The organism is Culicoidibacter larvae, assembly GCF_005771635.1.
Taxonomy (GTDB): domain Bacteria; phylum Bacillota_I; class Bacilli_A; order Culicoidibacterales; family Culicoidibacteraceae; genus Culicoidibacter; species Culicoidibacter larvae.
The window spans coordinates 122,017-134,764 of sequence record NZ_VBWP01000006.1 but is presented as its reverse complement, the minus strand read 5'-3'; the positions used below and the strand labels follow the sequence as shown (position 1 = coordinate 134,764).

Sequence of the window (12,748 nt, the reverse complement as noted above, 5' to 3'; positions counted from 1 at the left end):
GAGGAGAGTCTTGATGATACAAGAGAAGTTAAACGTATTAAAAACTGCCGGCATTATTGATGAGCAGATTTATGACTATATGCAGGCGGTTATTCAATATATGAATGAACAAAATGTTACAACCGACTCTGAAAAAGCGTCAGTATTTTTAACCCATCTGGCGATGGCGACTGCCCGTCAGAAAAAGGGTGAAAGTGTTGCGGCACTCGATCCTCAAATTGCTGAACAATTAAGAAATGAACCGGCATTTGTACATGCAGAAAGTTTGTGGCAAGAGCTTGCGGCAATTGCTCCGCTGACTTTTGATGATGCTGAAGTGGATTATATGTATATTCATATTTGCTCACTCTTAGCTTCGCTTTAGGAGGAAGAGCGTATGTTTTTGGATATTACCAAGAAAAGAAACCCGCAGTTGATTGAGGCAGCGATTATGCTGCATCAATCAGGTCAAATTCTCCCTGACACTTACGTCATGGATATGGATATGATTGAGGCTAACGCAAAAGTGATGTTAGCAACAGCTGGCGAGTATGATATGGAACTTTTTTATATGACTAAACAGATTGGCCGCAATCCTTATATCGCCCAGCGTCTCCATGATGTTGGTATGAAGAAGGCAGTAGTGGTTGATTTTAAGGAAGCCCAAGTAATGATGGATCACCATCTGCCGCTTGGCAATACCGGTCATTTAGTGCAGATACCGATGCATTTGCTTGAAAAGGTGATTGCTTATGGCAGCGATTTTATTACTGTATATTCATTGGATATGTTGCGCGAGGTGAACCGGGTTGCGCAGCAACTCGGTAAGAAGCAGGCGGTTTTGTTGCGGATTGTCAATGATGAGCAGGATCGGCTATATCCAGGTCAGTATGGTGGCTTTTTGATTGATGAGTTATCAAGTTATTTAGATGCTTTTAAAGCATGTACTAGCGTGGATATTGCCGGTATTACTTCATTTCCTTGCTTTTTATATGATGAGCAGGCAAATGAAATTAATCAGACCCATAATGTTATTACCGTTAAAGCTGCCAAAGAAATCTTGGAAACAGCCGGATTTTCAATCCGTGAGCTGAATATTCCATCAGCGACATGCAGTCGCTCAATTCCTTTTATCGCTTCTATTGGTGGTACGCAAGGTGAGCCAGGTCATGCTTTGACTGGAACAACGCCGATGCATGCGGTGGAAGATTTGGAAGAACAGCCAGCGATGGTGTATGTAAGTGAAGTTTCGCATACCTTTAAAGGACAAAGCTATGTATATGGTGGCGGTTATTATCGCCGTGGACATTTACAGCATGTTTTGCTGGATGATAAAGGTGAGCAGCATATGGCGACAATGGCACCGTTTGCTGATGAGAATATTGACTACTATCTTGAAGTTAACGGTGAGCATGCTTTTGGTGCTACGGCAATCATGGCTTTCCGCACGCAAATTTTTGTGACTCGAAGTACGGTGGCAATTGTTGAAGGTATTTCTAAGGGTGAACCAAAGTTGGTTGGTTTGTATAATAGTCTGGGCCAGAAATTAGATTAAATTATTAGAAGATTATGGGCATAAGGCAGCGGTTTATCCGCGGTCTTATGCCTTATGAGTTTTCACGAGAAAGGTGATTAATATGGGACGTTTTATTGTTATTGTGCTGGATAGTTTTGGTGTTGGCGCTATGGATGATGTTGTGACGGTTCGTCCGCAGGATCAAGGTGCTAATACGGCTAAGCATTTGTTGGCAACTAATGGCGATTTTTATTGGCCGACGCTTGAGCGTTTAGGGTTAATGGAAGCGGTTGGTGCGCCAGTTGGAAAGATGCAGTTGCATGCTGATGCTAATTTTGGTACTAGTAATTTGAAGCATTTTGGTGCTGATACTTTTTACGGTCATCAGGAAATTATGGGGACTGATCCGAAGAAACCGGAATTTATGAAGTTGAATGCAAGAATTGAGGCGATTGCAGTAGCGCTTGAGGAAGCTGGACATACAACCCGTCTTTTTATGAAGGACGGCTTGCATGTAATTGTTGTTGATGAGGCGGTTATTGTTGCCGACAACATGGAGACTGATTTAGGGCAGGTTATTAATGTTAGCGGCTCTTTAGATCTACTTACTTTTGATGAAATTGTGGCAATCGGGCGCGTCGTTCGGGAGCAGGTAACTGTTTCTCGGGTTATTGCGCTTGGCGGTCGTGAAGTGAGTTTGCAGAATATGCTGGATGCGGTGAAAACGAAAGATGGTTTTATTGGTCTTGATACACCGGCATCTGGTTTGTATAAGCATGATTATCATGTTATTCATTTAGGGTATGGGGTTGATAGCTCAGTGCAGGTGCCAACATTGTTGCATCAAGCTGGAGTGCCGGTAGTATTGCTTGGTAAGGTTGCGGATATTGTTGCCAATCCGAGCGGGGCACTATACCCTGGAGTTGAGAGTGAATATTTGTTTGATGAATTGTTCAAACAAGTTGAAGCAACACCAAATGGATTTATTTGTCTGAACATTCAGGAGACAGATTTAGCCGGGCATGCTGAGGATCCGGTTTGGTATGGCGATCGAATTACTTTATCGGATAAAAAAATTGGTGAATTGACAGCGATGCTCAATGATGAGGATATTTTAATTGTCATGGCTGATCATGGTAATGATCCGACGATTGGTCATAGTAAGCATACGCGTGAGCGGGTGCCGCTGATGATTTATAAAAAGGGTATACACGGAGTGCGGATCGGCAATCGTGAAACGATGGCTGATGTTGGTGCAACGGCTACTGATTATTTTGGAATTAAGACGCCATTCGGAACTTCTTTCCTTGAGTTGTTGAAATAATTTTTGAACCGCTACAGAGCTTGGCTCTGTAGCGGTTCTTTTTTTCTGAAAAATCACAAAATGCTGGTGAATTATATAACTGTTTTAACAATTTCTCAACCGAAATGCTCAGATAAATTTATTTAGTTTTTTTGTGAAACATATCGATTGCGAAATAGCGAAATCGGGTTTATAGTAGACGTCTCAGAAGAAATTTTTTGTGAAGGAAGCGATTAGAATGAAGAGGTTATTTAATGGCTTAGCGGCAGCATTGTTGCTATTTTCCGGTTTGGGTGTTGTTCTTCAAACCGCGATGCCGGTTTATGCCGAAGAAGGAACGAGTACGGACAATAATGTACCAGCTACACAGTCGAATGATTCGACTGAGAATGGTACGGGGACTGATTCCCAGGGAACTGATGGGCAAACATCTGAGGAAAATGTTACGCCAACTGTACCTAATGGTGAAGAGGCAGCAGCGAGTGATGAGACCGGGGATGTTTCAGGTGTTGGTATGATGAGTGTGGAGGGAATTACTGCAACTGAGGCGCAGACCAAAGCATACACCATTATTTCTGCTGATAAAAGCTTAGTAGAATATCAAGCTGGTCAAGTGGTGAGTGTCGCTCAATTTATTACTGATGCAGAAATTCAAGTACGCAATATCTTTGGTATTAGTCCTACACCATCGGTTGATTTAAGTACAGTTAATTTTGGTGTTCCGGGAGAGTATAAAGTGACAGCTACTGCTCATACTGTTTTAGGAATCCCGGTTGATCAAGTGGTTATTACGGTCAATATTAAAGATACGATTAATCCGGTTATTCATGGTGATTCAGGAATTAGTTATCCAGTAGGAGCCTCAGTGAGTTCAGCGCAATTTTTGAGTGCTGCTCATATTACGGTTACTGATAACTCAACAGTACCGATTACACCAACAGTTAACTTAAGTGGAGTAAACTTTAATGTTGCCGGTGTGTACACTGTTAATGTTCGGGCGAAAGATAGTCGTGGTAATATGGCAACTCCATTTCAAGTTACCGTTACTGTTGGTGATTTGGTGCCACCGGTTATTACCGGAAACACAACAGTTACCTATTATAAAGGGGTAAGCCGGACGGTAGCTCAGTTTTTGGCTGATGCAAATATTGTTGTGAGTGATAATTCAGGACAAACAATTACACCGACAGCTAGCCTTGGCGGGGTAAACTTCAATGTTGTTGGTAACTACAATGTAACTGTCAATGCAACTGATAATAGCGGTAATCATGCTGTTCCTTTTGTTGTGACTGTTAAGATTGTTCAAGCACCATCAAGTTTATTAAGTGCAAATGCTGATGTTTATTTTGAGGCGGGACCAAATCGAACTTCTGGTGAAATTATTTTGGCAGCAAATATCCAGGTTGGTAGTGTGCTTGGAGTCAACAGCCAGCCGCTGTTGAATCTCGGCGGCGTTGATTTCAATACCGTTGGTGTTTATCCAGTGAGTGTTACAGCAGTAAGTTTACTTGGAATTCCACTTTTATCGACTAATATTAATGTTCATATTGTTGATACGACTAAACCAGTTATCAGCGGAACTGCTAATTTGACATACAAAGAGGGCAGCGTGCTTACTGAGACGCAATTCCTGACTGATGCGGCAATTACGGTTACCGATAATACTGATGAAGTGATTGTACCGCATGCATCATTTGGTTCATCAGTCAACTTGAATACACCGGGAGTATTTACTTATTATGTGAATGCAACTGATGGATCTGGAAATGCAGCGATACCATTTGCGATTACCGTTAATGTGACTGATGATTTACCGCCGGTTATTACCGGTGATACGGCAATCAGTTACGAAGCCGGCAGTACTGTCTCTGGCAGTCAGTTCTTGGCTGATACACATGTTGTTGTAAGTGATGATTCTGGCTTGACAATTACGCCAACCGTTGATTTAAGCAATGTTAATTTTACTCTTCCAGGTACATACACTGCAACAGTGAGTGCAGCTGACAATGGTGGTAATGTAACAACTTTTACAGTTACCGTTACTATTGTTGATACAACTGCGCCAAGTGTGCTTATTGGCACTAATCCGGTGTACTATGAAGTTGGATCAGAACCAACTAAACCACAAATCTTAGCAGATGCAAATGCAACTTATACAGATAATAGTACTGGCGGAGTTTCCTTAGGCATTGATTTATCTGCAGTAAACTTTAATGCTGTTGGCAGCTACACCGGAGTTGTTCGCGCGATTGACGCATCTGGTAACATTTCAGCGGCAATGCCAGTAACGATTATTATCCAAGATACAACCGCACCAACAATTAATGGTGAAACTGCACTGACTTATGAAGCCGGCAGCACAGTAACCAGCAATCAGCTTTTGGTTGATGCGAATATTGTAATTACTGACGCCAGTGGCGAAGTGATTACTCCGGTTGTTGACATGAGCGGCGTGAACTTTAATGCTCCAGGTACATACACAGCTACAGTAACAGCAACTGATGGCAGTGGGAATAGCGCTACATTTACCATTACGATTACAATTACTGATACAACCGCACCAATGATTTCGGTGACTGCAAGCAATGTCAGCTATGAAGTTGGTACAACAGTGAGCGAAGCACAGGTAATTCTTGATGCTGGTGTGAGCGTGAGCGATAACAGCGGTGAAGTGATTACTCCGGCGATTGACTTAAGTGGAGTAAACTTCAATGTGATTGGAACTTATACCGCAACTGTGCGCGCGTTGGACAGCAGCAATAATATGGCAGCAGAACAAACAATTACTATCCATATTATTGATACCAGCGCACCTACAATTACCGGGGAAAGTGCGCTTACATATGAAGCAGGTAGCTCAGTAACTAGTAGTCAACTTTTGACTGATGCGAATATTGTAATCACTGACGCCAGTGGCGAAGTGATTACTCCGGTTGTTGACATGAGCGGCGTGAACTTTAATGCACCAGGTACATATATAGCTACAGTAAGCGCAACTGATGGCAGTGGCAATACCGCTACGTTTACAATTACAATTACAATTACTGATACAACTGCACCGATGCTTACATTAACTGCTCATGATCTAACTTATGAAGTTGGTACAATTGTAGGTAGTGCCCAAGTACTTAATGATGCTGGTGTTACGGTAACTGATAATAGCAGTGAAGTGATTGTGCCTACAATCGATCTTAGTGGTGTAAACTTCATGGTTATTGGTACATACACTGCGACTGTGTCAGCAAGTGATAGCAGTAACAATATGGCGACAACACAAACAATCACTATTCATATTGAAGATACAACGCCACCAATAATTACAGCGGCAGCAGATATTGCGTATGAAGCCGGAACAAGCGTCAGTGATGCGCAATTCTTGCTCGATACGAACACTGTTGTTACCGATAATTCGGGAGTTACCATTACTCCGAGTGTTGACCTGAGCGAAGTTAACTTCAATGTGGTCGGTACATATACTGCATATATTTTTGCAACTGATGCAAATAACAACTTAGCAATTCAGTCAGTGACGGTAACAATTACTGATGTCGGAGCACCAATTATTCACATCAATGCAACCAATTTAGCGTATGAAGTTGGAACGACGATTCCGGCAAATCAAGTTTTAACTGATGCCGGCGCAACGGTAACTGATAATAGTGCTGAACCAATTGTACCGACAATTGATTTGAGCGGTGTCAACTTCATGCAAGTAGGCACATATACTGCAACAGTTCATGCTGAAGACGAAAGTGGGAACCTAGCTGCAACAAGAACAATTACTATTACCATCATTGATACGACTGCACCGGTAATTTCAATCGTCAGCAATAATCTAACTTATGAAGTTGGTACTGCAGTTGCCGGAACTCAAGTAATGAATGATGCCGGAACAACCGTGACTGATAATTCAGGCGATGCTATCTTAGCATCAATTGATCTTGATAATGTCAGCTTCATGCACGTTGGCAGCTATACAGCAACAATCAGTGCTCATGACCTTGCAAATAATCAAGCAGTTAATCAGGTAATCACTATCAACATTGTCGATACAACTGCACCGGTAATCAGTGGTACAAGCGCCTTAACTTATGAGGCAGGAACTACAATTAGCAATAGTCAGCTTTTGACTGATGCAAATATTGTAATCACTGACGCCAGTGGCGAAGTGATTACCCCACTTGTTGACCTAAGTGGCGTCAACTTTAATACTCCAGGTACATACACAGCTACAGTAAACGCAACTGATAGCAGTGGTAATACAGCTACATTTACCATTACGATTACAATTGTTGATACAACCGCGCCGGTAATTAGTTTAACAGCAAATGACTTATCATATGAAGTTGGCAGCACCGTTAGTGAAGCGCAAGTTATTCTTGATTCAGGGGCAACCGTTACTGATAATTCAGGTGAAGTAATTACCCCGGCAATTGATTTGTCTGGTGTAAACTTTACAACTGTTGGTGTTTATACAGCAGCAGTTCGTGCACTAGATAGCAACAACAATGTGGCTATTGAACAAACTATTACTATTCATATTATCGATACCACAGCACCAGTGGTAACTGCTAATGCGGTTACTTACGAAGCTGGAACAACAGTAAGTGAAGCACAATTCCTGCTTGATGCGATGGTAGCAGTAACTGATAATTCAGGAGCAACCATTATACCAACTGCAGATTTAAGCACTGTTGATTTCAATACTGTTGGCAACTATACGGTAATGGTAGTAGCTACCGATCCGGATAACAACATGAGCGCATTGCCTGTAACAGTTACTATTACTGATACTACTGCGCCAAGCATTGAAACTGAAACCGCACAATTGACTTATGAGGTTGGAACAGTGGTTCCGGATGCCCAAATTCTTGGTGATGCCGGGGTAACAATCACTGACAATACCAATGAAACAATTATGCCAGTGCTTGATTTAACCAATGTAAACTTCATGCAAATTGGTACTTACAGCGCAACAGTTAATGCAAGTGATAGCAGTGGCAATGCAGCAACAGCAGTCACATTAACTATTAACATCATTGATACTACTGAGCCGGTTATTGTTGCTGCCTCAGATATTAGCTATGAAGCTGGTAGCACTATCAGTGAAGCGCAATTCTTGCTTGATACCAATACTGTTGTAACAGATAATTCAGGTGAAACAATCATGGCAACTGTTGATTTAAGTGGTGTGGACTTCAATACTGTAGGTACTTATAATGCAACAATCAGTGCAACTGATTCAAGTGGCAATACCGCATTGCAAACAGTAACTGTATCTATCACCGATGAAGGTGCGCCAGTCATTCATATTGACACAACCTCATTATCATATGAAGTTGGTACTGCAGTAAGCGCAAGCCAAGTGATGACTGATGCTGGTGTTACTGTTACAGATAACAGCTCAGAAACAATTGTTCCGGTCATTGACCTATCGGGAGTCAACTTCATGCAAGTCGGTGACTACACCGCAACCGTGAGTGCGGAAGATTCAAGTGGCAATCTTGCTGCTTCAAGAACCATCACGATTGCCGTAGTCGATACTACCGCACCGGTTATCAGTGCTAATGATGTGAGCTACCAAATAGCAAGCACCGTTACTGACAGCCAATTTATCGCTGATGCTCATGTATTGGTGAATGATAATTCTGGGGTTAATGTTAACCCGATTATTGATTTAAGTGCCGTTGATTTCAATACTGCCGGTACTTACCAAGCAACGATTACGGCAACAGATGCAAGTGGTAATCAAGCAACTTACCAAGTAAATGTTGCAATTATTGATACCGAAGCGCCAACCATTACATTAACAGCAAATAGCTTAAACTATGAAGTTGGTACAGTAGTGAGCGATGCTCAAGTATTAAGTGATAGCGGCGCAACTGTCAGCGACAATTCAGGCGCAGTATTAACGCCTACAATTGATTTAAGCGGTGTAGACTTCAACACAGTTGGCAGCTATACAGCAACAGTCAATGCAGTTGATAACGCCAATAATGCAGCTGTTAGTAAAATGATTGTTATTCAAATCGTTGATACAACTGCACCAGTCTTAACTGGTGATGCCGCAATCACTTATGAAGCGGGAAGCGTTGTAAGTGCAGCACAATTCATCGTTGATGATCACATTATGGTAAGCGATGCCAGTGGTGAAGTGATCACTCCGGTTGTTGATTTAAGCGGCGTAGACTTCAATACTCCAGGCACATATACAGTAACGGTAACGGCTACTGATTCAAGCAACAACCAAGCTGAATTAACAGTAACTGTTACCATTCAAGACGAAACTGCACCGGTTGTTACAATCGCTGCAAGCGATGTGACTTATGAACTGGGAAGTATGGTTACTGATGCACAAGTCATCAGTGATGCCGGAATTGTGGTTACTGATAACTCAGGGGCAACAATTATACCAACCTTAGATTTAAGCGGTGTAGACTTCAATACAGTTGGTACATACCCAGTAATGGTATCAGCAACTGACGCTTCTAATAACGCAAGTAGCCAACAACAAATCAACATTCATATTGAAGATACCGTTGCACCGGTTATCACTGCTGATGCTTCAATTCAAACTCCATTGAACCACACTATGACAGAAGCACAAGTAATTACAGCGGCCAACATCAGTGCAACTGATGCCAGCGGTACACCAACAATTACTGTTGACTTATCAGCCGTTGACTTCACTCAAGTTGGTACTTATACAGCAATGATTGAAGCAACTGACATCAATGGCAATAGCGCGACAAAACCATTGAACATCATTGTTACTAATGGTATTGCACCAGTATTATCAGCAGATGAATCAGTGACTTATGAATTAGGCACAACAATTACCATGAATCAATTCTTAACCGACATCCACGCTTCAGCAAGCGATGATTCAGGTATTCAAAGCCTTAGTGCTAACCTAAGTAGTGTAACATTTAACACCCTTGGCACATATTCAGTAACTATCGTTGCTACTGCAAATGATGGTGCAACCGTTGAGAAAACCGTGCAAATTATCATTCGCGATAGCACTGCACCAACATTAACAGTTGATGGTGCACTCCAAGTTACTCAAGGAACAAGCATGACCGATATTGATTTTGTTGCAGCTGTTCATGCAGTTACCACCGATGCATCAGGCACACCAGACTTAACGGTAGACTTCAGTCAAATGAATCCACCAACAACATTATTCAGCCTCTTCGCATTAACCGGTAATTCAGTAACTTTTAATACCCTTGGCACTTATCCGGTAACATTAACAGCTACCGATTCAAGTGAAAACCAAACAACTGCTTCTGTTAATGTAACTGTTGTTGCTGCCGAAGAAACCGGCAATAACAATAGTGGCGGCAATAGCAATGGCAACGGATCAACAACTGATACAACTAATGGCACATTAGTTAACACCGGCCAGAATACCACTGAAATGTTAGCAGCCGGAATAGCAGCAGTGCTAGGCGGTATTGGAATTACTATTAGCTTATTGTGGAAAAATCGCAAAAAATAATCGCTGAACATGCCAGTGAGAAATAAAAAAACGGAGCCGTAAGCTCCGTTTTTTTTAATATTTATTTTACCGTAAGTACATCAGCACCAGCAACTGCGCTGCCGCTTGCGGTCAACTCAATCGTCTTATCACCAAGATTGGTAATAACCACTGGAGTTGCTGTGCTTGGCACCTTGCTGCCGATAGTTGCTAAATCAACTTCAACTAACTTTTGACCTTTAGTAACTTTGTCACCGGCAGCAACAAAAACTTCAAAACCTTCACCATTCAATTGTACAGTATCAAGACCGATATGAATAATAATTTCTAAACCGTCATTTGAAGTAATACCAACTGCATGTTTAGTAGGGAATACAGTTTCTATTTTACCGTCAACCGGTGAAACAACAACTCCCGCAGTTGGGAAGACTACATAACCGTCACCCATCATTTTTTGTGAAAAAACCGGATCCGGTGCTTCAGTAATTGGCTTAATCTCACCGTCCATTACTGCTGCCAGTGTCGTCGGTGTACTTTCCGGTTGTTTTTTAAATTTGTCAAATAATCCCATAATATAAGTTCCTCCATACAATAATCATTTTCTTGATAAGTATATCATGTTTTTATCAATATGTGAACGCATGTACAGCTTCAAATTGACTGTAAATTGTGGTAGAATAAAAAACAATATAAAAAGTTTAACAAAGAGAGGAACAACGATATGAAAACATGCATCATTCCTGACAACTATCATTCACCGTTGGATATTCGTGAAACTGAAGTTGCCATCAAGAAATTAAAAGACTTTTTTGAACGTCAATTAGCGGCTAGCCTTAACTTACAACGGGTATCAGCACCACTATTTGTACGCCCGGAAAGTGGTTTAAATGATAACTTAAGCGGAAAAGAAACCGCGGTGTCATTCTTGGCGCCTTATGTTAATGAGCAACCATTAGAAGTTGTCCATTCGTTGGCCAAATGGAAACGAATGGCCCTTTATCGGTATAATTTTCCTCAAAACCAAGGACTCTACACTGATATGAATGCGATTCGTCGGGAAGAAGAACCGGACAATATTCACTCGTTGTATGTTGACCAGTGGGATTGGGAGCGGGTCATTGCTATCGCTGACCAAAGCGAAACGTTCTTAAAGATGATTGTTGATAACATCTATCAATGTTTCCGCCAAACCGAAACCTACATTCTTAATGAATATCCTGAACTTGGCGCTTCATGGTTGCCAAAACAAATAACCTTCATTGACTCACAGGAACTCGCTGACCGCTATCCTGACTTGACTGCCAAGCAACGGGAAAATGCCATCGCCCGTGAATGTGGCGCAGTATTCATCAAAGGTATCGGTCACCAGCTAAGCAACGGTGAGGCCCATGATCTGCGTGCGCCTGACTACGATAACTGGCGCCTCAACGGTGACATCATCTTCTGGTATCCGCCACTGCAATGTGCTTTGGAACTCTCATCAATGGGTATCCGCGTCAATAAAGAAGTTATGGTAGAACAACTTACCATAGCAAACGCTCTTGATCGTGGTACATTGGAATATCACCGCATGCTGCTTGAAGACAGCTTACCACAAACAATCGGCGGCGGCATCGGCCAATCACGGCTTTGCATGTATTTCCTGCGCAAGGCCCATATCGGTGAAGTTCAATCGTCAACATGGGATGTTGACACTGAACTGACCTGCGATGCCAATGGTATAGCCTTGCTATAAACCAACTATTACAAAGGAGATGCTGATATGAAAATTATTGACTTATCTCAACCCTTACATGCGAGCGCACCGATTTATCCCGGTGACGCACCGCTCCAATTAGCACAAACAAAATTTGTTGAGCGTGACCATTACGGTGCCTATGAACTACAAAGCGGTTTGCACGTTGCCACCCACATTGACATGCCGGCCCATATGCTGAACGATCCACGTCTGGCAATTGACTTTCAAATTGATAACTTTATTGGTCGTGGCGTCATACTAGATGTGCGCACCGAACCGCAAATTACCATGCAACCGGAATACGAAACCATGATTCAGCCAGGCGACATCGTTCTGTTGTTCACCGGGTTTGACGCGTTCTACGGTGAAGAAAAATACTATACTGAACATCCAAGTGTGGATGTTCAGTTCAGCAAGTTTCTGCTGGACAGAAAAATCAAAGTGCTGGGCATGGACATGCCCTCGCCAGACTATGAACCATTCCCGGTGCATAAAGAACTACTTGGTAATGATATCTTCATTCTGGAAAATTTAACCGGACTCGAACAACTGCTCAGTGCTGACAACTTTGAAATATTTACCGTACCATTAAAAATCGAAGCAGAGGCAAGTTTTGTTCGTGCCTTTGCGGCTATTAATGATTGAAAAAATAAAATCCCGCAAGCAAGTTGCGGGATTTTGCATATCTAACAAAAATGTTCGTGTACGCCGAAGTGATTTTCTAGTACG

At 42.1% G+C, this 12,748-nt stretch carries 7 protein-coding genes; 6 read left to right on the top strand and 1 reads right to left on the bottom strand.

Annotated features, from left to right (window positions below; all coding sequences use genetic code 11):
* The first annotated feature begins 13 nt into the window (after positions 1-13).
* From FEZ08_RS08095 to FEZ08_RS08080, 4 genes are all read left to right on the top strand, one after another.
* Positions 14-364 (top strand): PRD domain-containing protein, encoded by a 351-nt coding sequence (locus FEZ08_RS08095; RefSeq protein WP_138191221.1) that lies wholly within the window; start codon positions 14-16, stop codon positions 362-364.
* A gap of 12 nt (positions 365-376) precedes the next feature.
* Positions 377-1,534 (top strand): YhfX family PLP-dependent enzyme, encoded by a 1,158-nt coding sequence (locus tag FEZ08_RS08090; protein ID WP_138191220.1) that lies wholly within the window; start codon positions 377-379, stop codon positions 1,532-1,534.
* A gap of 82 nt (positions 1,535-1,616) precedes the next feature.
* The gene (locus tag FEZ08_RS08085) at positions 1,617-2,819 is read left to right on the top strand and encodes a phosphopentomutase (RefSeq protein ID WP_138191219.1); all 1,203 of its coding nucleotides are present in this window, start codon (positions 1,617-1,619) and stop codon (positions 2,817-2,819) included.
* 217 nt (positions 2,820-3,036) lie between these two features.
* A complete protein-coding gene (locus FEZ08_RS08080; protein ID WP_138191218.1) occupies positions 3,037-10,302 on the top strand; it encodes a LapB repeat-containing protein in 7,266 nt (2,421 codons plus the stop codon).
* Positions 10,303-10,363: 61 nt separating this feature from the next.
* Here the strand turns inward: FEZ08_RS08080 and FEZ08_RS08075 are convergent, their stop codons facing one another.
* Positions 10,364-10,852, bottom strand: coding sequence for a PTS sugar transporter subunit IIA (locus FEZ08_RS08075; protein ID WP_138191217.1), 489 nt, complete (start codon positions 10,850-10,852; stop codon positions 10,364-10,366).
* Between the two features lie 150 nt (positions 10,853-11,002).
* Between FEZ08_RS08075 and asnA the strand changes: the two genes are divergently transcribed.
* Positions 11,003-12,016: an aspartate--ammonia ligase gene (gene asnA / locus FEZ08_RS08070; protein ID WP_138191216.1), complete on the top strand. Its 1,014-nt coding sequence runs from the start codon at positions 11,003-11,005 to the stop codon at positions 12,014-12,016.
* A 27-nt stretch (positions 12,017-12,043) separates the two neighbouring features.
* The gene (locus tag FEZ08_RS08065; protein WP_138191215.1) at positions 12,044-12,664 is read left to right on the top strand and encodes a cyclase family protein; all 621 of its coding nucleotides are present in this window, start codon (positions 12,044-12,046) and stop codon (positions 12,662-12,664) included.
* The last annotated feature ends 84 nt before the right edge of the window (positions 12,665-12,748 follow it).

Bases quoted from the DNA above. Each gene is read 5' to 3' on its own strand.
- FEZ08_RS08095 (WP_138191221.1), top strand. From the start codon at position 14: ATGATACAAGAGAAGTTAAACGTATTAAAAACTGCCGGCATTATTGAT.
- FEZ08_RS08090 (WP_138191220.1), top strand. From the start codon at position 377: ATGTTTTTGGATATTACCAAGAAAAGAAACCCGCAGTTGATTGAGGCA.
- FEZ08_RS08085 (WP_138191219.1), top strand. From the start codon at position 1,617: ATGGGACGTTTTATTGTTATTGTGCTGGATAGTTTTGGTGTTGGCGCT.
- FEZ08_RS08080 (WP_138191218.1), top strand. From the start codon at position 3,037: ATGAAGAGGTTATTTAATGGCTTAGCGGCAGCATTGTTGCTATTTTCC.
- FEZ08_RS08075 (WP_138191217.1), bottom strand. From the start codon at position 10,852: ATGGGATTATTTGACAAATTTAAAAAACAACCGGAAAGTACACCGACG.
- asnA (WP_138191216.1), top strand. From the start codon at position 11,003: ATGAAAACATGCATCATTCCTGACAACTATCATTCACCGTTGGATATT.
- FEZ08_RS08065 (WP_138191215.1), top strand. From the start codon at position 12,044: ATGAAAATTATTGACTTATCTCAACCCTTACATGCGAGCGCACCGATT.